Origin of the sequence: Mesorhizobium huakuii (assembly GCF_014189455.1) — a bacterium.
Lineage (GTDB): Bacteria > Pseudomonadota > Alphaproteobacteria > Rhizobiales > Rhizobiaceae > Mesorhizobium > Mesorhizobium huakuii_A.
Map to the genome: position 1 here is coordinate 5,104,380 of NZ_CP050296.1, position 21,412 is coordinate 5,125,791.

The 21,412-nt window shown below is 63.0% G+C and carries 19 protein-coding genes and 2 pseudogenes; 11 read left to right on the forward strand and 10 right to left on the reverse strand.

What is annotated here, in order from left to right; all coding sequences use genetic code 11:
- Positions 1-82: 82 nt before the first annotated feature.
- Both HB778_RS24535 and HB778_RS24540 read right to left on the reverse strand, forming a co-directional pair.
- Complete coding sequence (locus HB778_RS24535; RefSeq protein ID WP_183457679.1) at positions 83-709, reverse strand: LysE family translocator; 627 nt, start codon at positions 707-709, stop codon at positions 83-85.
- The gene (locus HB778_RS24540; protein ID WP_183457681.1) at positions 706-2,829 is read right to left on the reverse strand and encodes a S9 family peptidase; all 2,124 of its coding nucleotides are present in this window, start codon (positions 2,827-2,829) and stop codon (positions 706-708) included. The genes HB778_RS24535 and HB778_RS24540 overlap by 4 nt, the downstream gene beginning before the upstream one ends.
- Before the next feature lie 116 nt (positions 2,830-2,945).
- Here HB778_RS24540 and HB778_RS24545 point away from each other — a divergent pair, with 116 nt between their 5' ends.
- Positions 2,946-3,314 carry an SH3 domain-containing protein gene (locus HB778_RS24545; protein ID WP_183465213.1) on the forward strand — a complete coding sequence of 123 codons (369 nt, stop codon included), beginning with the start codon at positions 2,946-2,948 and terminating at the stop codon, positions 3,312-3,314.
- Between the two features lie 443 nt (positions 3,315-3,757).
- On the forward strand, positions 3,758-4,183 hold the full coding sequence (locus tag HB778_RS24550; protein ID WP_010915014.1) for a MucR family transcriptional regulator: 426 nt from the start codon (positions 3,758-3,760) through the stop codon (positions 4,181-4,183).
- A gap of 90 nt (positions 4,184-4,273) precedes the next feature.
- On the opposite strand, the gene HB778_RS24555 is transcribed toward HB778_RS24550, so the two are convergent.
- Positions 4,274-4,702: a SufE family protein gene (locus HB778_RS24555; protein WP_095204285.1), complete on the reverse strand. Its 429-nt coding sequence runs from the start codon at positions 4,700-4,702 to the stop codon at positions 4,274-4,276.
- A gap of 101 nt (positions 4,703-4,803) precedes the next feature.
- Positions 4,804-5,154 carry a DUF5330 domain-containing protein gene (locus tag HB778_RS24560; protein WP_095204286.1) on the reverse strand — a complete coding sequence of 117 codons (351 nt, stop codon included), beginning with the start codon at positions 5,152-5,154 and terminating at the stop codon, positions 4,804-4,806.
- A 533-nt stretch (positions 5,155-5,687) separates the two neighbouring features.
- Here HB778_RS24560 and HB778_RS24565 point away from each other — a divergent pair.
- From HB778_RS24565 to HB778_RS24575, 3 genes and pseudogenes are all read left to right on the forward strand, one after another.
- Positions 5,688-7,435: pseudogene (locus HB778_RS24565) on the forward strand (sensor histidine kinase).
- Entirely contained in the window at positions 7,410-8,195 is a 786-nt protein-coding gene (locus tag HB778_RS24570) for a peptidoglycan-binding domain-containing protein (RefSeq protein ID WP_183457683.1), read from the forward strand. Before HB778_RS24565 ends, HB778_RS24570 begins: the two are co-directional and overlap by 26 nt.
- Positions 8,196-8,265: 70 nt before the next feature.
- Positions 8,266-8,613 carry a DUF1491 family protein gene (locus HB778_RS24575; protein WP_183457685.1) on the forward strand — a complete coding sequence of 116 codons (348 nt, stop codon included), beginning with the start codon at positions 8,266-8,268 and terminating at the stop codon, positions 8,611-8,613.
- Here the strand turns inward: HB778_RS24575 and HB778_RS43100 are convergent.
- Positions 8,591-9,624 (reverse strand): annotated as a pseudogene (locus HB778_RS43100) (hypothetical protein). The gene HB778_RS24575 and the pseudogene HB778_RS43100 overlap by 23 nt on opposite strands.
- A gap of 188 nt (positions 9,625-9,812) precedes the next feature.
- Here HB778_RS43100 and HB778_RS24585 point away from each other — a divergent pair.
- Positions 9,813-9,998 (forward strand): hypothetical protein, encoded by a 186-nt coding sequence (locus HB778_RS24585; protein WP_244661601.1) that lies wholly within the window; start codon positions 9,813-9,815, stop codon positions 9,996-9,998.
- Positions 9,999-10,060: 62 nt separating this feature from the next.
- Here HB778_RS24585 and HB778_RS24590 read toward each other — a convergent pair whose 3' ends face one another.
- From HB778_RS24590 to HB778_RS24610, 5 genes are all read right to left on the reverse strand, one after another.
- Positions 10,061-10,630, reverse strand: a complete 570-nt coding sequence (locus HB778_RS24590) for a DUF1254 domain-containing protein (RefSeq protein ID WP_183457689.1) — start codon at positions 10,628-10,630, stop codon at positions 10,061-10,063.
- The gene (locus HB778_RS24595; RefSeq protein WP_183457691.1) at positions 10,623-11,207 is read right to left on the reverse strand and encodes a DUF1214 domain-containing protein; all 585 of its coding nucleotides are present in this window, start codon (positions 11,205-11,207) and stop codon (positions 10,623-10,625) included. Before HB778_RS24595 ends, HB778_RS24590 begins: the two co-directional genes overlap by 8 nt.
- A gap of 109 nt (positions 11,208-11,316) precedes the next feature.
- Positions 11,317-13,470 (reverse strand): transglycosylase domain-containing protein, encoded by a 2,154-nt coding sequence (locus HB778_RS24600; protein WP_183457693.1) that lies wholly within the window; start codon positions 13,468-13,470, stop codon positions 11,317-11,319.
- 222 nt (positions 13,471-13,692) lie between these two features.
- Positions 13,693-14,625, reverse strand: a complete 933-nt coding sequence (locus HB778_RS24605; RefSeq protein ID WP_183457695.1) for a dimethylarginine dimethylaminohydrolase family protein — start codon at positions 14,623-14,625, stop codon at positions 13,693-13,695.
- Between the two features lie 40 nt (positions 14,626-14,665).
- Complete coding sequence (locus HB778_RS24610) at positions 14,666-16,252, reverse strand: amidohydrolase (protein ID WP_183457697.1); 1,587 nt, start codon at positions 16,250-16,252, stop codon at positions 14,666-14,668.
- Between the two features lie 75 nt (positions 16,253-16,327).
- Between HB778_RS24610 and HB778_RS24615 the strand changes: the two genes are divergently transcribed.
- The 5 genes from HB778_RS24615 (at position 16,328) to HB778_RS24635 (ending at position 21,288) form a co-directional block, all read left to right on the forward strand.
- Positions 16,328-17,215, forward strand: coding sequence for a LysR substrate-binding domain-containing protein (locus HB778_RS24615; RefSeq protein ID WP_095203162.1), 888 nt, complete (start codon positions 16,328-16,330; stop codon positions 17,213-17,215).
- Positions 17,216-17,351: 136 nt separating this feature from the next.
- Entirely contained in the window at positions 17,352-18,446 is a 1,095-nt protein-coding gene (locus tag HB778_RS24620; protein ID WP_010915037.1) for an ABC transporter ATP-binding protein, read from the forward strand.
- Between the two features lie 69 nt (positions 18,447-18,515).
- A complete protein-coding gene (locus tag HB778_RS24625) occupies positions 18,516-19,628 on the forward strand; it encodes an ABC transporter substrate-binding protein (RefSeq protein ID WP_183457699.1) in 1,113 nt (370 codons plus the stop codon).
- Between the two features lie 20 nt (positions 19,629-19,648).
- The gene (locus HB778_RS24630; protein WP_183457701.1) at positions 19,649-20,482 is read left to right on the forward strand and encodes an ABC transporter permease; all 834 of its coding nucleotides are present in this window, start codon (positions 19,649-19,651) and stop codon (positions 20,480-20,482) included.
- Positions 20,482-21,288: an ABC transporter permease gene (locus tag HB778_RS24635; protein WP_183457703.1), complete on the forward strand. Its 807-nt coding sequence runs from the start codon at positions 20,482-20,484 to the stop codon at positions 21,286-21,288. The genes HB778_RS24630 and HB778_RS24635 overlap by 1 nt, the downstream gene beginning before the upstream one ends.
- Positions 21,289-21,412 lie beyond the last annotated feature (124 nt).

The window sequence follows — 21,412 nt, forward strand, 5'->3', positions numbered from 1 at the left end:
CAATTGCGAGTGGAAATAAGCGATGCGGAATTCAAAAAGTCATGATCGCCAAATCCAAAAGTGAACGTGCTGCCCGGAGCGCTCAGCGTTGCTGCAGCGCCAGACGCACACCCAAGGCACAGTAGATGCCGCCGACAACCTTGCCCTGCCATTTCAGCACGGTCGGATTTCGGCGCAGGAAGGCGCCGAGGCGACCGGCGCTCACGGCAAAGACGACCGTGCTGAAAAGACCGAGCACCACGAAGACAATTCCCAATACGGCCAATTGAAGCATCACCGTTCCGTTTTCGGGCCGCACGAACTGAGGCAGAAATGCCAGGAAAAACAGCGCGGTCTTGGGGTTGAGCACTTCGGTCAGGACAGCCTGTCGAAACGCCTTGCCGGCGGAGATCGCAAGCGCGCCGGCAGTTGGATTGGTCGGCGCCTTCTCGATGATCGCGCGGATGCCGAGGTAAACGAGATAGGCCGCGCCGATGTATTTTACGATGCTGAACAGTGTCGCCGACGTGGCGATGATCGCCGAGATGCCGACCATCGCCATGACTGTGTGAAATATGTCGCCGGCCGCGATCCCGGCGCCGGTCGCGATTCCGACCTTCGTTCCCGAACTCGTTGCCCGGGCGATCGTCAACAGTGTGGCCGGACCCGGGATAAAGACAAAGCCGAGCACGACGGCGACATAGGCAATCAACGTGGACAGATCGATCATTTGAGCGTCTCCTCGGCGAGCTGCGCCTTGCCCGTCACCTTCAGCGCGAAGGAGTAGGTATAAGCGATTTCCTCAAGCCTTGAGAACCGGCCGGACGCGCCGGCATGGCCGGAATCCATGTTGATCTTGAACAGCACCGGATTGTCGCCGCTCTTGCGGTCGCGCAGCCGCGCCACCCATTTGGCCGGTTCCCAATAGGTGACGCGTGGATCGGTGAGGCCGGCAAGCGCCAAGATCGGCGGATAGTCGAGGGCCGCGACATTGTCGTAGGGCGAGTAGGCGGCGATGGTGCGGTAATCGTCGGCCGACGCGATCGGATTGCCCCATTCCGGCCATTCCGGCGGCGTCAGCGGCAGGGTCGCGTCGAGCATGGTGGTGAGAACGTCGACGAACGGAACCTCGGCGACGATGCCGCCAAAGCACTCCGGCGCCATGTTGGCGATGGCGCCCATCAGCATGCCGCCGGCCGAGCCGCCTTGTGCGACCATGCGGTCATGCGCGGTATAGCGCTCGGCGACAAGGTGGCGCGCACAGGCGATGAAATCCGTGAAGGTGTTCATCTTGTGCGACCGCTTGCCGTCATCGTACCAACCGTAGCCCTTGTCCTTGCCGCCACGGACGTGAGCGATGGCGTAGACGAAGCCGCGGTCGACCAGCGACAGGCAGTTGGTGTTGAAGGCCGCCGGCACGGTGATGCCGTAGGAGCCGTAGCCGTAGAGCAGGCAAGGTGCCGATCCATCGAGCGGCGTGTCGCGATGGTGCAGAAGCGAGATCGGCACCAGCTCGCCATCGGCGGCGGGCGCCATCAGCCGCCTTGTGACGTAATGGTCCGCATCATGGCCGGATGGCACTTCCTGGGTCTTGAGCAGCACCCGTTCGCGGGTGCGCATATTGTAGTCGAACACTTGCGCCGGCGTCGTCATCGACGAATAGGAAAAGCGCATGATCTCGGTGTCGTATTCATAGGAACCCGACAGGCCGAGCGAGAAAGCCTCCTCATCGAGCGACAGTAGATGCTCTTCGCCATTGGCGCGATCGCGCACGACGATGCGCGGCAGACCCTCCTTGCGCTCGAGCCGGACCATATGGTCCTTGAAGCCGATCACCGACAGGATCAGCCGGCCCGGCTCATGCGCCACCAGTTCCTGCCAGTTGGCGCGGACCGGATCGCTTGCCGGCGCCGTCATGATCTTGAAGTCCTTCGCCCCGTCCGCATTGGTCAGGATGAAGAAGATGTCGCCGCCTTCCTCCAGCTCATATTGCAGGCCGATCTCGCGCGGCGAAACCAGTCTGGGTTCGGCAAACGGATCGCTGGCGCTCAGCAGGCGATATTCCGAGGTCTCGTGATCGTTGATGCCGATCATGATCCATTGGTTGTTGCGGGTGCCATCGACATTCATGAAGAAGCCGGGATCGGTTTCCTCATAGATCAGGCGGTCGTTTTCAGGGTCTTGTCCGAGCGCGTGGAACAGCACCTTCGACGGCCGGTGGTTGGGGTCGAGACGCGTATAGAAGAACCCGTCATTGCCCGCGTCCCACACGCCCGAACCGCCGGTGGCGGGAATCTGGTCCGCCAGTTCCTTGCCGTTGGTAAGGTCGCGCACGCGCAGCGTATAGAATTCCGAACCCTTGTCGTCGAAGGCCCACAACAGCTTGCGATGATCGGCCGAATGATCGACGCCGCCGAGCCGGAAATAGGCCTTGCCTTGTGCCTCCAGGTCGCCATCGAGCAGGATCTGCTCGGCCCCGCCATCGCGCGGCAGACGGAAATAGCGCGGCTGCTCGCCGCCGAGCTTGAAGGAAGACCCATAGGCATAAGGCCCGTCCTTCATCGGAACCGAAGAATCGTCTTCCTTTATGCGGCCTTTCATCTCCTTGAAAAGCTGCTTTTGGAGCTCGACCGTGTCGACCATCAGCTTCGACTGGTAGGCGTTTTCGGCTTCGAGTTCGGCGCGGATGCCCGCATCGAGCAGGGACGGATCCCTGAACATCTCCTGCCAGTTGTCGGCCCGCAGCCAGGCATATTCGTCGGTTCGCGTGATGCCGTGATGCGTGTCGAAAACCGGCCGCTTCTGCGGTGTTGGCGGGCTGACGATCGGAAATCGGGAAGTCTTGGTCATTGCGTCTCGCTTGGGGAATATCTTGAATGGTGAATGAACACGCCGATCAGGGTGGGTTCAAGGACCACGGCCTAGAGGTGGTGTCGGCTCCGGGAGATGGGCCGGGAGGAAGGATGATGACTGTTCGATCTCGGATTGCCGCGACTTTCGCCGTTGCTTCGCTGACTCTGGTCTTTGTTGGCCAGTCTCATGCGACCGTATTCGCGGCTTGGCAAGTGACCAATGTGCCGTTCGGCGACACGCTCAATGTTCGTAAATATCCGTCCGGCACATCGCAGAAACAGGCCGCATACCCGAACGGGACCGTCCTGCAGATGACCGGACGATGCACCGGCGGCATAAACCTGCTCGACATCGCTAACCAACCGGCATGGAAGCAACAGCAGACGGTTCGCTATCGCTGGTGCGAGGTCTGGCACGATCCGGCCAAGAACGGCGCCTTCGTCACCGGTTGGGCCCACGGCAAGTACATCACCCCGTATTGATTGACCACCAACGATTGGCGCTGCAGCGGGCGGCCGGCGGCCATGTCGCCGGCTTGCTTGCGTGCGCGGCAACCTGCGGTTTTGTGAACAGGTGTGAACAACCAAGATTGGCGGTGCTGTGGTCAAGCAAAATGAAGCATTGAAACCCGATTTGTGAGCTATCGCGAATGTAACGACGAGCTGACGTAACGTCACCGATCCCTGCTCTGGCAAGCGAAATATCGAAAAATTACATAGTGCACGAAAGGTTGAAGCTAATCCGCGAATAGTTGATCGACTTTCTTCAATATAGTGCAGTGAGAGAATTGACTTACTTGACATGTGGGCTCATTGATGTGCCCGCGACGCGAATCGCGAAAGCTCTGCCTGCGCAAAATTCGCGCAATGCCCTGCCTGTAAAAAAGGGCGCATACCGACGTAACTCTAGTTGGGGCCTGAAGACCATGGATATTGTCGAAACACCTTCCAGAAACAACGATGCGCTGATCGAGCTGACCGCCGATGTGGTGGCCGCCTATGTCAGCAACAATCCCGTACCGGTCGGCGAACTGCCGAACCTCATATCCGATGTCCATGCCGCTCTCGGGCGTGTGGGCGGAACCGCCGAACAGCCTCCTGCCGACAAGCAGAAGCCGGCTGTCAACCCGAAGCGTTCGGTTCATGACGACTACATTGTCTGTCTTGAAGACGGCAAGAAGTTCAAGTCGCTTAAGCGTCACCTGATGACCCACTATGATCTGACGCCTGACCAGTATCGCGAAAAGTGGAATCTCGACCCGAGCTATCCGATGGTTGCTCCGAACTATGCGGCAGCCCGCTCGCAGCTCGCCAAGAAGATGGGCCTCGGCCGCAAGCGCAAGGCGCGGTAATCGCTGCTTTGTCAGGTCGAACCGACATCAACGGCGCCTTCGGGCGCCGTTTGATTTTGGAGACAGGGTTATCGGCCGACCGGAGGGGCGTCAGGCCGTCTGCTTGAGTGCCATCTCGGCATCGCGCTTGATGCGCTTGACCATCGAGCGAAGGCCATTGGCGCGCTGCGGCGACAGGTGCTCGTCCAGGCCGAGTGTCTTCAGCGTCGCTTCCGCATCGGTTTTCTGGATTTCGCTGGCAGTCCTTCCGGAAAACAGCGCCAGCATGATGGCGACCAGTCCGCGCACGATATGGGCGTCCGAATCGCCCGTGAAGGTGATGACCGGATCGCTGCCCGGTCCCCGTTCGGTGGTCAGCCAGACCTGGCTTACGCAACCCGGCACCTTGTTGGCGGCATTGCGCTCCTCATCTGGAAACGGCGGCAGAGCCTCGCCCAGTTCGATCACATAGCGGTAGCGGTCTTCCCATTCGTCAAGGAACGAAAAGTCGTCGCGGATCGTCTGGATCGTGGTCGTCATAACCCGGATATAGTCACGCAGCGGCGCCGCGTCACGGAAAAAACAAGGACACCGCGGGCGTCGAGAGGGCAGACGACTCCGCGGTGCGCCGTCGAAACGGCTTAATTCTTTATCGGCAGGTTGACGGTCTCGGGCAGGACAACCTCTTGCGGCACGCTGCCCGTCATTGTCGAGGTGTCGGGGCCAGCGGACTTGTCGTCCAGCATGGCGGCCGCGATCTTGGCGGTTTCCTTGGCGCGGGCGGTGATGGTGTGCATCGCCGACTTGCCGGTTTCACAGACATCGGGCTTGCGTTCGCAGATGCCGGCAATGTCGCCCACCGCGTCGCGTGCCGCGAACAGGGCCTGGATCGGCCCGACGCTTTCCTGGCCCGGCTCGTCGGAACCGACGCTCAGCGGCAGCGCCAGCAGCACCAGTGAAAACCAGAAAGCCATTCTTATCAGGAAGAACATGCCTTGCCTCTCGTCGTGACCGGATCATGCATCACACGGCATGACCTCTTTTATGGGCAGGATGTTGGCACACAGGCACAAAGGACGGCTTGCACGTTCGCAGAGAATTTTCCTCAAATTTTAGGCAAATTCGAAACGAAGCGTTTTGCCGTGGATTTGTTTCATATCGGGACGATTTTCGACACCTTTTGATAACCATCTATCGGATTGTTTCTATTGCGGTTTTCTGAAGTTTGGGCGGTTCTCCCTCCGTACGTGGTCCGCTCCCGGCAGGCGTCAGGAGATAACCCTCCATTTACTATGGCGGCATTTGCCCGGGTTTTCGGCCCCTGCCATCCCGATATTTGCCACAGGCCGGGCTTTGGTCGGCGCTGCCTTATCCATTCCTTAAACGCTGGATGAGAGTTTCAGAGCCAATCAAAACAATCTGCAAAAGCAGAGCTGTTCACGACGAGTGCGAGTGCGTTGAGTTGATGCCGATCAAGGCCAGATACGCTGAATTGCCTGGCGCGATTGCCGCCGGCTGCGAACGTATGGTCCATCCCTCGATTCTCGGGCAGAGCGGCCGCGAGCGCCAGCGCCGCTTCATCGGCGTCATGCTGGCGGCGCCGTTCTTTGCCGCCGGTGCCGCGGTCACGCTGGTGACATCAGGCATGGGTGCCGCGGTGACCGTGGCCGCCATCTTCGCGGCCTTCGGTCTGTGCTGGTTCGTCGCCTTGCTGGTGGCGGCGACCGGCAAGATGGCGCGGCGGCGCCGATCGCCTTGGCGATGGCGGCTGTTTCGCTTGGCGGTCTGATCGCCGCCGCCGGCGGGTTGAGTTCTCCTGTCGCCATGCTTGCCGTGGCGCTGCCCTTCGAAGCCTGGTGGATCGGCGCGTCGCGACGCGCGGCCCTGTGGGGAGCGGTCTCGGCCATTGCCGCCATTGCCCTTCAGCCTCTGGCTGCGGCCTTCTTGCCCTTCGTGGGCGCGCAGATCGCCGCCTGGCATTGGCTGGTGCCGCTGGCCTGGGCGCTGACGCTGATCCCGCGCCTATCGGCGTTTCGCGATAGCGCCGGTGCGGCTGATACGCTGGATACCGGCGACCGGCTGGAAGACATTATCGACGCGGTGGTCCTGCGGATCGCTCGCCATGGTGAAGTCCTGGACGCCTCCGCCAAGGCGCGCACGCTTTTGAAATTGCCGCCGGAACTGCTTTCCGGAACCGGCCTCTTCGACCGCGTCCACCTGTCGGACCGTGTCTCCTATCTCAGCGCCCTGGCCGACATGCGCGACGGTGCTGCCTCGCGCCGCCTCGAATTGCGCATCAGGCTGCCGCAGAGCGGCAATGGCCAGAATGACACGCGCTCGATGGCCGACAATTATCGGCCGTTCCTGCTCGAGCTGCTGCGTGGCGAGGAACAGAGCGACGTCTTCACGCTGGTCCTGCGTGAGAATGACGAGACGGCCCGGCTGCGTGAGGACCTCGCGCAGGCCAATGAGACGGCGGCTGCCGCCGAAGTGGCCAAGGGCCGGTTCCTGGCGGTGGTCAGCCATGAACTGCGCACGCCGCTGAACGCCATCATCGGCTTCTCGGACATGCTGCTGCATGAGATGTTCGGCGCCTTCAAGGATCCGCGCCAGAAGGAATATGTCACCTTGGTGCGGGATTCCGGCCAGCATCTTTTGGCCGTCGTGACATCCATACTCGACGTATCGAGGATCGAATCGGGCGCCTACGCGGCGGAACCGGAGCCGTTCCGGTTCATGGAAGCCGTTGACATGTGCCAGTCGATGATGCGGCTGCAGGCTCAGGCCAAGAATATCGACCTGCAGACGCAGATCGCACCCGACGCCGGCGACATCAATGCCGATCGCCGCGCCGTGCAGCAGATCCTGATCAACCTCGTCTCCAATGCGATCAAGTTCACGCCCGACGGCGGCGATGTCGTCGTCGGCGCCAAGCGGATCGGTTCGCGCCTGCATTTCTGGGTCAGGGATACCGGCATCGGCATTGCCGAGGAGGATTTCGCCAATCTCGGCAAGCCCTTCACGCAGATCCACAACGACTATACCCGCCGTTTCGAGGGGACCGGCCTTGGCCTGTCACTGGTGAAGGGGCTGGTGGCACTGCACGAAGGCACCATGTCGATCGAAAGCATGCCGGGCGAGGGCACCACGGTGACCATCAGCCTGCCGGTCAACGGGCCGAAGGGGCGCCCGGCGAACCAGGTAGGGGTGCTGACGATGCCGGTGACGAGGGCGAAAGGGGACAGAAATGGCTCGCTCCGCAAAACAGCCTAAGGCGGTCAAACGCCGCAGCAATGCCTTTCAGGACGGCGCCATCGCCGTCGGCGGGATGATTTCGCGCAATCCCGTGCTGGTCGGCGGGTCGACGGCATTCCTGGTGACGCTGTTCTATGTCTCGGCCAATGCGCTGTGGTATCAGCCCTTCCCGCATGCCGGGGCATTCTTCGCCACCCGCCACTTCCAGGGTTTTCCGCACACGGCTGCCGACGAGCCGGAGACCACGATCAACATCGTACGACCCAATACGGCGCCCGCCCCGATGAAGGGCGATCCGGTGGTCGAGCAGGTGCAAGGCATATTGAAGGATCTCGACTTCTATTCCGGCACGGTCGACGGCATTTCCGGCCCCAACACGCGCAAGGCCATCCAAGCCTATCAGCAGAAGGTCGGGCTCAACGCTTCCGGCGAGATCGACGCGCTACTGCTGGATCAGCTTGGCGCAACGCCGAAGACCGCTGCCGTGCCGAAACCGCAGCCTCGTCCTGACGTGGCGCCGGCCGCCGTTCCGGTGTCCTTGCAGACAAATTCCGGGCAGACGGATGCCGCTCCGACCCAGGGACCCGACCCCCGCATCGTCAAGATCCAGGCCGGTCTCAAGGCCTTCGGCAATGACGACATGCAGCTGGATGGTGTCGTCGGCGCGCGCACCAAGGCGGCGATCAAGGAATTCCAGTCGCTGTTCGGACTGCCGCAGACCGGCGAGCCCGACGAGATCGTCTACGTCAAGATGCGCGAGATCGGCCTGACCAACTGAGGCCTGAAACCGACGGCTCGCGGAGCGGCGGAAATATCGCTAGATAGCCGCACGCTTTCGGAGTTGTCTCATGCGCGTCACATCGGATCTGTGGGTCTCTGCCTTGGTGCGCCGGGTTTTCGGCGCCGGCGGATTTGCTGCCGTGGTCAACCGTGGCGCGACCGAGGCCGGTGCCGTTTTCGTGCTGGCGCGGGGCAGGCTGGGTGACGTCGCCCTTTACGGGCCGGCGCCGCAGACAAGCTACGATTCGGCCAAGCCCGACGACCGTTTCTTCAGCCTTCTCGCCGCCGGCGATGATCCGGCCGTGCTCGATGCCCGTCTTGAGAGGGAAAAGAAGTTCGATCCCGACATCTGGGTGGTCGAGATCGAGGGCGGCACCGTTCCCGTCGAGGAGCTTATTTCCGTGAAGACGCCCTGAGGTCGGGCGCGGCGGCTTCGTCGCTGTTCGACGCCTTGCGGTTTTCGCTGTCTGTGGGCGCGGCGTCACGGACCATCCTGGACAAGGTCTCGGCTTTCCAGCCCCGCACCCGGTCCAGCGCCACATCGCGATGCAGCAGGCGGTAACGGTCGAGATAGGTGCGGATGGCCTGCGGATGCGGGAACAGGCTGGGATAGATGGCGACCGTGATCAGGAAAGCCCGGTCCTCGCTGAAGTCGAGCGAGCGCAGCGCCGCAAGCAGTGGGGCATAGTTCTGGTTGGCGATCAGCGATCGCGCGGTCGAGAAATCAATGTCGAGGGCGTCCGCAAGCGCGGTCTGGAAGAAAGCGGCGTTTCCCGTCAGCGCCGTCTCGCGCAGTTTGACATAGGTATCCGCGCCAGGGAACGCATCGACCTTCGCCGCCGATGCTTCGTCGCCGGTGCGCATCATGGAGCGCAGCCTGCGCCGCGCATTCTCGGCGGCAGTGCCGGCGGACTGTTGCCCTGTCGCACTGGCTTCGGCCGCTTCCGCTCTTGCGACCGCGTCGGTTGGTGCCGCGGGGCTTGCACCTCCGGATCGCGCACCCGCACCAGTGTCGGCCGTTCGAGCACCCTGATCAGATCGGCGATGGTCGGGTTCAGGTCCTTGCGGCGCGCTATGGCGCGCGCATGCGGCAGCCCATGCCGGCCGATCAGTGCGATCAGGTCGATATCGCTGACGGCGCGCGAGCGGATCAGCAGCGGCGCGGCAATGTCGACCGGTTCTTCGCACAGGCGCCGCACGAGTGCCGCGGGGGCATATTCGCATTCGGAAAGGGCGGCGGCCACGTAGCGCCGTGATTCGACGGACACATCGTCGAACAGGGGCAGCGTCAGGTCTTCGAGCTGGCCGATCTCGCGGCGCGACGGGCGGGTCAGCGAGCAGAACGCCGACACCGCGGCGCGGAACAGCCTTTCGGCCTTGCCCGATTCCGTTCGTATCGCGATTTGCCTGAAGTCCGAAGATGACACGAAGGATACCCGATACTCGATACACAGCCTTGATCATGCTCAACCGGACTACGTCGGTTTCGCGATCGCCAAGAACAAAGATCAAGTTAGCGACGATCCGTTAGCGCTCCGTTAACCCTCTGCCTGCCTTAATGATATTTGGAGGCGTTGCGTTGTGCTCCGGGGAAACCGAGAGGAATGCGCGAATCATGGGCATGGTACTGTCTTTCGTGCCGCGTGCGGCACCGACCAATCGAGCCAAGCAAACCACCGAAATACCGGCGGCGGTGATCATCTTTCCCGGCATCCGCTATGAGCGGTCCAGCACCGGCGAGGCGCGGCCTGTCGGGCCCGATAAGCCGGGATCGCCACGGACACCGGTGCCGCACCACTGAGCCTTGCTGAAGCCGCGACCTGATCCGTCAGGCCGTTTGGCCTTGGGCTCTGATGAACTGACCTAGAAATCCTGCAGCTCGCAGGAACTCTGATCGAGAAAGCGCGACACGATCGGCGCCCAGCTGTCGTCCGGCACGAAGCTGCGGATGACGAAGATGCCCTCGTCGATCGGCGCTTCGACGAAGATCGCTCCTTGCAAATCCTCGGGCAAGTCCTTGCGCACGTCGATCATCTGCGCCGGCGTCAGCACGACCGCATCGAGCTTGCCGCCGGTCGCCGTATGGTCGTTGAAGGAATAGATGTTGTGGCCGTTGCGGTCATAGACCGACACCGACCAGAAGGGGACATTGCCCGGCGCCTTGATGCGGACCATGCCTTCCTCGAGGTCGAAACGGCAGGCCGTGGCATAGAACAGCGGGTCGACCGATTTCACCACCGGCGCGCCACCCGCCTCGGCATCGAGCCGGTTCATCCGGTAGAGATCGGATGCCATCGACAGCCGCGACCAGGCGTCGCGTTCCGAAAATTCCGGCACCAGAAGCAGCACGACGATATGCACGATGCCGGCACCGACCAGGCCGAGCAGGACGGCATGGAAAAGCCTGCGCAGCGCGGCCAGGACACTACGCATCGCAGCCGGCCTTCAGGATCCTGGGCAGCGACACGTCCGACAGGCCGGTGCTGCTGGCGATCGGCGTGTCGTAGAAGGTCAGGACGAAATACATCCGCCCGGAACCGTCGGTCAGAAGCCAGTTGCCGGACATTGGGTGATGGCCGACCGAAATGATCACCGAATTGTCGGCCTGGCGCAGCACCTCGTAGGACTGAAGTGCTGCAAGTCGCGGCTTACCGGTCTCGACGACGCCAAGCGACTGATCGGCGGCATAGAGCGTCCAGAAGCGGGCGGTCGGAAATCCGCCCTCTATTCTGTAGCTGCATTCCCGCTTGAGCTGGTCGCCGGCAGCGTCATTTTCCGCGACGAAGGACAGGCCTTCGGCGCGGCCGAGCGCAAGCACGCCCTCGCGCGCCACGCGCGCCTTGGAGTAGGGGTCGGCGGCCGGCGTGCCGATGTCGGGAAAGGCGGTCCATTGGCCGATGCGGATTGCGCCGACGCCGTCCTGGATCTTCAGCGCATACCAGACGCTGGCGCCGCCGCCGCCAATGGCTATGGCAAGCGAAAGCAGCATCAGGAAGGCATTCTTGAGCATGAAGGGCCGGTGAATGAAGGAGTGCGGCTCGGGGATATCGCGGCGCGGGGCCTTGTGGCAAGCGGGCGTGATGGATTTGCGTATTGGCCTGGCCCGCGCCGGACAGATGTCAAAGCGCCGAAAGCGTTTCGGGCGGGGTGGGGGCGTTGAGTTTGGGGGCGGACTGGAACAGCTGCGTCATGTCCCTCAGCGTCTGCGTGGTCCGGCTGGACAGCACCGCCGGGCGTTCGGCGGCCGCGTCGGTCGCGGCCTGTTCATCGCTCTTCTTCTGCGCTTCCGCGGCCTTGGCCGCGATCTCCTCGTCGACGAAGGGTTTGTCGATGCCGGGGATCGGCTTCAAGTCGATGTTCTGGTGCGCGTAGACCATCAGGCGCTGCCAAACCATCGCCGGCAGCGAGCCGCCCGTCATGTTCTTGGTCGGGGTGAAATCATCGTTGCCCAGCCACACGGCCGCCGTGTAGTTGCCGGTGAAGCCGACGAACCAGGCATCGCGATAGGATTGCGTCGTGCCGGTCTTGCCGGCGACGACGATGTTGGGAATTTGCGCCCGCCGTGCCGTGCCCATCACCGGCACGGCCGCCAGCATGGTGTTCATGGATTTCAGCGCCTGCTCGGAGAGCACCCGGTGCGGCGGCGGCGCATCCTTGGTCCAGTCATACACCACGTCGCCGGTGCGGGTGACGAGCTGGGTGATGCCGTGCCTGGAACCGACGAAGCCGTTCTGGGCGAACACGCTGTAGCCCGTCGCCTGGTCCATCACGGTCATGCCCGAAGTGCCGAGCACCATCGTCTTGTGCGCCTCGAGCGGCGATTCCACGCCCATCGCCTCGGCCATAGCCTTGATCGGCGCGATGCCGAGATGGTCCTTGGCCAGCCGCACCGGTACGGTGTTGATCGACTTGGCCATCGCCATGATCAGCGTGATGTTGCCGGCTGATTCGCCACTGTAATTGTGCGGTGACCAGTTGCCCCAGCTGATCGGGCCGCCTGATATGATCGAGTTCGGCGTAAAACCGTGTTCCATCGCCGTGGCGTAGACATAGGGTTTGAAGGACGAACCGGTCTGGCGGAGCGCCTTGGTGGCGCGGTTGAACTGGCTGGCGCCGTAGTCGCGGCCGCCGACGATCGCCCGCACCGCGCCATTGGTCTCGATGACCACCACGGCGCCTTCGGTGACGTTGTACTCCTTGCCGAACTGGCGCAGGTGGAACTCGACGGACTCTTCCGCCGCCTTCTGGATGTTGGCGTCGAAGGTGGTGTGGGCGACCAGCGAGTGCTGGCCGGGCTTGGCGATCTTCTTGACCTCGTCGAAGGCCCAATCGAGGAAATAGTCTGGGCTCTTCTGTTCGCCGCGGTCGACGACGTCAGCCGGATGCAACCTTGCCTGCAACACCTGGCCCTCGGTCATGAAGCCGGAATCGACCAGATTGGACAGCACCACATTGGCGCGCGCACGCGCCGCCGGCAGGTTGATGTGGGGGGCGTATTTGGTCGGCGCCTTGAACAGGCCGGCCAGCATCGCCGCCTCGGCAAGGTTGAGATCCTTGACGCTCTTGCCGAAATAGAAATCCGCCGCCGCCTCGATGCCGAACGTGCCGCCGCCCATATAGGCGCGGTCGAGATAGAGCTGCAGGATTTCCTTCTTCGACAGATTGGCTTCGAGCCACAGCGACAGGAAGGCTTCCTTGATCTTGCGCTCGAACGTTCGCTCATTGGTCAGGAACAGGTTCTTGGCCAATTGCTGGGTGATGCTGGAGCCGCCCTGAACGACGGAATTCGCCCGCACATTCTCGAAGATGGCGCGCGAAAGGCCGAGCACGTCGATGCCGTAATGGTCGAAGAAACGCCGATCCTCGGTGGCCAGCACCGCCTTGATGACATGGTCCGGCATCTCGTCGACCGGCACCGAATCGCGCTGGATGATGCCGCGCTGGCCGATCTCGTTGCCATAGCGGTCGAGGAAGGTGACGGCGAAATCGCCCTGGGCGCGCCAGTCGCCGGCCGTATCCTGGAAAGCCGGAATGGCCAGCGCCAGCATCACTACGATGCCGCCGGCGCCCAGCGTGAAACCTTCGCTCAAAATCTCGATGATGCCGCGCCGCCAGCCCTTGAGACGAAAGCGCCGCGAGAAGATCGTCGCGGCCTCCCAGAACTGCCGCGCCTTGAACCCGATCTCGTAGAGCGAGGAATCGATCCAGGCGTCCAGCGCCAGAAGGCGCGACGCGATCGGACCTCTTCTCTTGCGCGGTTCAGGGCTGACCATTCAAAAACCCGGCTCGACTGTGGCGTGACCTGAAAACCGCAAGCCGGCAATTTCAGGGCGGCGCCCTGTCCCGACTATTCATCCATTTGTGGATGCTCACAAGGGCGGCAAGGACACAGCCGCAAGGTTTGTCGATGGAAAAGGCAGGCAACTGGCGAGATGGTCGCTCGCCCACCAGATTTCCGATCCGGCGGGCGAGGGTGGTTTGCCGTTCTTGGCCAATCAGGCCGCTTCGCGCTTCAGCGCCTGCGCCATGCAGTGGATGCCGCCGCCGGTCTTGGAGATCTCGCTCATGTCGACAGCCGCAACCTCGAAGCCGCGCGCCTTGAGCTGACCGATGAGCGTCTGGCTGGAGGTCGGGGCGATCACCCTGTCCTTGCCGAGCGACATGAAGTTGCACCCGAGCGCCATCGTGTCCTGGAAGGGGACATCGATGATCTCGTGACCCTTGCCCTTCAGCCAGTCGACGATGCCGGGTTCGGTGCAGGCGAGGCAGACGGCCGTGAGCTTTTCCGCGATCGGCACCACCATCAGGTCGATATGGACATAATATTCGTCGATGAAGGCGAGCCGCGTTTCCCAGCCTTCCTTGTCGAACCAGGCCTGGACCTGGCGGGCGCCTTCTTCCTGGGTGCGGGCGCCGCCGCAGCCGATCAGCACCACGCCTTCTTCGATGACGTTGAAGTCGCCGCCTTCGAACGTGCCGGCGGTGACCATGTCGTAGATCGGGATGCCGAGTTTTTCATAGGTGCGGATCGCCGCGTAATTCTCACCGCGCCGCCACCAATTGGCCATGGCGGTGATGAAGGCGCCGTAGGGCGTCATCACGCTGGAATCGCGGGAATAGACCTGCATTGGCAGTTCCGGCGTCGGCTCGTGCCAGTGGATGTTGACGCCGAAATGCTCATAGGCGGCGACCAGGTCCTTGTGCTGCGCCTGCGCGATCTGGACGTTGCAGGGTGCCTCGCGCAGATGTTTGCGCGACAGCGAACTGGTCGACAGATGGCGCAGGAAGTTCGGCGATCCGAGCAGCACATCGGTCAGCACGTCGGTCTCGTTGGCGAAGCCCCATGATGTCAGCGGCTTGGTGCCGCCGGCCGGATTGCGGCGCTGCAGCGAAAACGGCTCGGCGACGATGCGATCATGAACGGTCATGGGGTTCTCCTCGTGGGCTTGTTCTCAAGAGTTGGTCGGGTCATGCATGGCTTGGGATCCACCAGTCGCGGCCGCGCTGGGTGGTGACATATTCCGGCCAGCGGAAGTTGATCGGCGGTTCGTAGTCGCACAGCGGCGCGATCCAGTTCGAACCGCCAACGCCGCCGCCTGTGCGAGAGACGAATTCGTCCATCGCCGCATCGCGGGCGGTCTTGTCCTCGAGCAGCCGTAGCGCCGCCAGCGCGACCGTCTTGGCCGCACAAATGACCATCGGGTCGATGGTGGCGGAAATGCCGCCCAGCGCATTCATCACCCAGGACGGATAGGCGTGGCCATTCGCCGAGCGCAGCGCGGGACGGGCGACATAGAAGCGCGCGGTCGGCGCATGCCAGCTCATGTCGGTATAGTCGTCGGAGGTTGAATTCACCTGCGACGGCGGCAGATCGCGACGCAGGATTGCTTCCGCTTCCTTTGGCGAAATCAGCCGCTCCAACTCGTCGATGAACGGGTTTTCGGTCGCGGCAGCCCCGGCATTGACCTGGATTTCGCGCCCGATCGCCCTGGCGGCCTCGTCCCAATGGGGTGGGCCGACCGTCGACAGTGCTTCATAGGCGATCTCGGCTATGGCGTGATTGGCCAAGCCGGGGCGCGACTTCGACACCCAGTGGCGCTCGTATCGGCAGCCACTCATCGTGGCAGCCGCCGCCGCATTGCGGTCGAGCACGGCGGTCACCTGCTCGGCCATGCCGATGGTCGGCACGCGGATCATGTATTGGATCTCGGCCAACCCCGCCGGCAGATTGTCAGCGGTCGCCTGGCCGGCGGTCAGGATTGCTTCGCTGATCGACCAGCCGCCCTGATGCGGCAGCATGGAATCGCGCAGCGCCTTGGACGCCATGTACATCGTCATCAGCGCGTCGTTGGCGCCGGGGGCGCGGACCGCCGAATGCGCCTGCGGGATCGGCGCGCCGTCGCCTGCGCGAACCCAGTTTTCGGGTTCGTCGCAGATGAAGCGGTAGATCAATGCGTAGGCGGCACCGCAATGCGTGTCCCAGCGCGCCGTGTTGCAGAGCGGCAGCATGTAGAAGGGATGGAACGAGATCATGCCGGCAAGGCCGTCATAATAGCCCTTCGCCGCATGGATCGGCTTCGAGCCACGCACCTTTTCTGCGGGTTCGCCGGTGAAGCGCAGCGTGCCTGGAATGCCGTGCCGCTGCATCGCCGCCTTGGTGGCGAGCAGGCCGCCCAGGCTTGCCATGCCCAACCCCGAATGCGGATCGGTGTGGCCGCCGGCCTCGACGCCAAGGCCGGGCCGCGGCTGCTTCACCGTCACCGCATCCTGGCAGTTGCCGGGCACCGCGTCATATTCGGCATACATGCCGATGGTCGGCCCGTCGCCATTCGTCCAGTGGGCGCAAAAGGCGGTCGGCATGCCGCCGGAACCTTCCTCGACGGCAAAACCCTCGCGCTTCAGTCGCTCCACATACCAGGCGGCCGACTGATATTCGCGCCAGGCAGTCTCGCCGAAATCGAAAATGGTGCGCGTCCACGCCGACAGCAGCGGCTGGATGCCGTCGAGGCAGGCAAGGGCCGTCTCTTGCGCCGATGTCGTCACCGGTTTGTCCATGCCTCAAAGAAAGCAGTGAAGCGGTTCGCTAAAAAGTGATATGTTTTCCCGGTTCGTGCAAATTCGGTTCACCTCTTGAGAATTCCATCCACACAGGCGCTGCGCGCCCTCGACAGTTTCGCCCGCCACGGCAGCGTCTGGCGTGCCGCCGACGAACTGCACCTCACCCGCAGCGCGGTGAGCCATCAGTTGCGGCTGTTGGAGCGCGATCTCGGCTTCGATCTCTTGCAACGCATCGGCAAGGGGGTGGCGCTGACGCCGCGCGGCCAGCGCTACGCGGCCGATGTCAGGAAGGCGCTGACCGTGCTCGGCGACGCGGGGGCGCAAAACAGCGGCGCCGGCGTCGGCGGCTCCTTCGCCATCTCCTGCCCTCCCGGCTTCGCCTCGATGTTCCTGTGCAGCCATATCGGTGAATTCCAGCAGATGTACCCTGACGTGGCGCTGTCGGTGCTGACGCCGCGCCGGCTCGACGACGTCTCGAATCCGGACGCCGATGCCTTCATCGCCTTTGGCGTCGGCAACTGGCCGAACCGGGCGGTGGAACTGCTTTGCGAAGTCCACTTCACGCCGCTTTGCAGCCCGACACTGCTCAACAAGGTCGGCGGATTTTCCAAACCCGCCGACGTGTTGCGCGCCAACCTGCTGCATCTCGGCGATACCGAGGACTGGGCGCGCTGGCTGGCGCTGTCCAAGGTGGAAAACCCCGATACCGAAGGTGGTATCTTCTTTTCCGACATGAACCTCGTCTTCTCGGCGGCGGTCGCCGGACAGGGAATTGCCATGGGCGACGAACTGACCGGCCGCCGGGCCTTGAGCGAAGGCCGGCTGGTCAAGCCGTTTGAAGCGTCCGTGCCTTCGCCACGCTCATATTTCCTGGTCTTCGAGCATGCCAAGGCCGGCCATCCCGTGCTCAACGCCTTCAGTGACTGGCTGAGGGCGAAGCTGTCGGAGAACAGACTCTAATCTCCCCTCGATGGAGAGATTAGACGCGCCCCACCTTCCAGACGTGAATCAAATTTGCCGATCAGGCGAAAACTATTCGGTTGCGGTGAGCCGCGACCCTGCCTACGATTTCACTCGGGACTGAGGAAGAGGCAGGATGCAGCAACCCGGCCGGGCCGCAGAGATCAAGGCAATCGGAATCGGCAAGAGCTTCGGCTCGTTCCGTGCGTTGGACAATCTGTCGCTCAATATCGGCCGCGGCGAGTTCCTGACGCTGCTCGGCCCCTCCGGTTCGGGCAAGACCACCTTCCTGATGATCCTGGCCGGCTTCGTGCAGCCGACCGAAGGCAAGCTTTTCAGCGACGGCACCGACATCACCGACCGCCCGGCCGAACAGCGCGCCGCCGGCATGGTGTTCCAGGGCTATGCGCTGTTCCCGCATATGAGCGTCGAGGCCAACATCGCCTTCCCGCTCAAGGTGCGCAAGAAATCGGCCGCCGACATCAAGAAGCGCGTCGGCGAGATGATCGAGCGCGTCGGGCTGATCGGGCATGAGAAGAAATTGCCCTCGCAGCTCTCCGGCGGCCAACAGCAGCGCGTGGCGCTGGCCCGTGCGCTGGTGTTCGAGCCGGGTGTGTTGTTGCTCGACGAGCCGTTCTCGGCGCTGGACAAGAGCCTGCGCGGCCAGATGCAGGCCGAGATGAAGCGCCTGCACCAGGAAACCGGCACCACCTTCGTCTTCGTCACCCACGACCAGAGCGAGGCGCTGGCGCTGTCGTCACGCGTCGCCATCTTCAATCACGGCAAGCTGCTGCAGGTCGGCGCACCGGACGAGGTCTACGACCGGCCGGACAACCGCTTCGTCGCCGAGTTCCTCGGCGAGATCAACATGCTGCCGCTGAAAGGGGTCAAACCCGCCGACAATGGCTCGACGGGCCTTTGCGAGGACCGCGCGGTCAATATGCACTGCAAGGCCGAGAAAGTCCGTGGCGACGCCATCCTGGCGATCCGGCCCGAACACATGTCGATCGCGCGCGAAGCGGCCGCCGGCGAGAATGGCATCGCGGCGACAGCCATCGCCTCCACCTATCTGGGTGCGGCGACCAAGCTTGATCTTACGACACGCCAGGGCGCCAAGGTGACCGTCTCGGTGCCGAACGAAGTCGCCGCCGCAGCACTGAGCAAAGGCAATTCCGTCTGGCTGACCTGGCCGGCGGAAAAGGGTTTCCTCCTTCCGGACGGAGGACAATGAGCACCGGCGCGGCCTGATCTGCCGCACCGGCTTCCGGACTGAAATCAACGAAAACAAAGGGGAACTGACATGAACGACACCAAGAAACAGGCCATCGAAACGCTGTCCGAAAGGACGAGACGCGGCGAGATCTCGCGCCGCCAGTTCACGCAGCTTGCGGCCCTCGTGCTTGCCGGCACGCCGATGCTGCTGCGCTCGACCGGTGCCTTTGCCGCGGCCAAGGAACTGGTGCTGGTCAATTGGGGTGGCGATGCCATCACCGCCTATGATGCCGCCTACGGCCAGGCTTTCACCAAGGACACCGGCATCACCGTCAAGATGGATGGCTCAGGCCCGACCGAAGGCGCCATCTCGGCGCAGTTCAAGAGCGGCGCGCCGACCTGGGATCTGGTCGACGTCGATCCGTTTTCGGCCATCACGCTCGGCGCTCAGGGCGCACTGGAGCCGATCGACTACAAGATCGTCGACAAGACCAAGATGCGGCCCGGCTTCGGCTGGGAGTATGCCGCTTCGACCTATTTCTTCTCCTACGTCATCGCCTATGATTCCGAAAAGTACGGCAAGGACGCACCGACCGGCATGGCCGACTTCTTCGACGTGAAGAAGTTCCCCGGCAAGCGGTCGCTCTACAAATGGGGCGTGTCGAGCTGGGAAGCGGCCCTTTTGGCCGACGGCATCGCGCCGGCGTCGCTCTACCCGCTCGACCTCAAGCGGGCCCATGACAAGATCGCCGCCTTCAAGGAAAACGTCGTCGCCTATTGGGGTGGCGGCGCCGAGAGCCAGAGCGTGCTGCTCAATGGCGAAGCCTCGATGGCCATCGTCTGGTCGACCCGCGCTTCGCTGATCGAGCAGGATTCTGGCGGCAAGATCAAGTTCATCTGGGACCAGGGCCTGATCTCGCCCGGCGCGCTGGCCGTGCTCAAGAACAACCCCGGCGGCAAGGACGCGGCGATGAAGTTCATCGCCAGCGCCCAGGATCCGCAAAAGCAGCTGGTCATGTTCGACAAGCTCGGTCAGGGCCCGGCCAATCCGGCCACCGACGCGCTGATCCCAGCCGACAAGAAGCGTATCAACCCCGTCGATCCCGAGAACATGAAGAAGCAGATCGCGCTCGACATGGACTGGTACGCCAAGAACTACGGCGCGGCGCTCGACGAATACACCAAGATCATCTCCGCCTGAGAGCGGGATGATGATCTGAGATGAGAGGCGTTCTCTCCGACAGGATGGGCGCGGCGCTGTTGATGGCGCCGCTGCTCCTGTTCCTCATCTTGGCCTATGCCTGGCCGTTCCTCGGCGTGGTGAAGTGGAGTTTCACTCTGCCGACGCCAGGGCTTGGCCAGTACCAGGCGTTGCTCACCGACGATCTGGTGCAGTCGGTGTTCATCCGCACGCTGCGCATCGCGGCCATCGTCACTGTTGTATCCGTCGCCGCCGCCTATGCCATCACGGTCGTCTGGGTGCGCGGCAGCCCGGCGCAGCGCCTCATCGCCGAATTCTGCATCCTGGTGCCGTTCTGGATCTCGGTGCTGACGCGCGCCTTCGGCTGGGTGGCGCTTTTGTCCAATCGCGGCCTGATCAACACCTGGCTGCAATCGATCGGCTTCATCTCCGAACCGCTGACGCTGGTGCGCAACGAATTCGGCGTCGTCGTCGGCATGACGCATTTCCTCATTCCGTTCGCGGTGTTTCCGCTGGCGTCCGCCATGCGCAGCCTTGATGACCGGGTGCTGCTTGCGGCGCGCGGCCTCGGCTCCAGCCGCATGCGAACCTTCTGGACAGTGTTAGTGCCGATGACACGCTCCGGCATCATCGGCTCGGCGCTGATCGTGTTCGTCTTCTCGCTTGGCTTCTTCGTCACGCCGGCGATCCTTGGCGGTGGCCGCAGCGTCATGATCGCCGAACTGATCTATCTCAGGATATTTCAGAGCCCGGACTGGGGGCTTGGGGCGGCGATCAGCGTCGTGCTGGTGCTGTTCGTCGGCGCGCTGATGGCACTGCTGTTTCGCTACGTCAAACCGAAGCAGTTGATCTGATGCCGACCTATCGCCCCGGGCCCGTCTCGCTAGTCATCGCCGTGCTGGTGGCGCTGTTCCTGCTGATGCCGCTGCTTGCCGTTATCCCGGTGTCGCTGACGCCGAGCCGCATGCTGGCGATGCCATCGGGCGAACTGTCGCTGCGCCATTACAGGGCATTGATCGAGGATCCGCGCTGGATCGACTCGATCTTGCTCTCGATCCGCATCGGCGTCGTCAGCAGCGCCTTTTCCACCGTGCTCGCGCTGTGCTTCAGCCTCGGCGTCTGGATGTTCCAGCCGCGCTTTACTGCCGCGCTCGTCGGTTTCGTGCTGCTGCCGATGGTGGTGCCGCCGGTGGTCTCGGCAATCACGCTCTACTTCCTGCTGACCTCGGTATCGGGCATGAGTTCCTTCTTCGGCTACGACACCTGGCTCGGCGTCGCCATGGCGCATTCGGTGATGACGGTGCCTTTCGCCACGGTGCTGATCCTGGTCTCGCTCAGCCAGCTCGATCGGCGCATCGACCTTGCGGCGAGGGGGCTTGGCGCAACTGTCTGGGAGCGCGCCACCCGCATCATCATGCCCAACATCAAGTTCGGCATCATCACCGCGGCCCTTCTCTCCTTCGTGCTCTCATGGGAAGAGATCGGCGTCACCCTGTTCATCACCTCGGTCAACGCCATCACGCTGCCGCGTCTGATGTGGATGGGCCTGCGCGACAACATCGACCCGGCGATCGCCGCGCTCTCGGTGATCCTGATCATCATCACCGTGCTGGTGCTGGCGGTGCGCAGTGTGGTCACCAGGCAGCGCGCCGGGCACTAGACAAACCGCACCGAGACGCGGCCGAACCGGCCAGTCTCCTCGCTTCACTCAACGCTTCGACTGACCGAGGGGCTGCCGTTCGGAATTTCGATCCTTGGTCCTGGGGATTCCGATATGGCTCTGC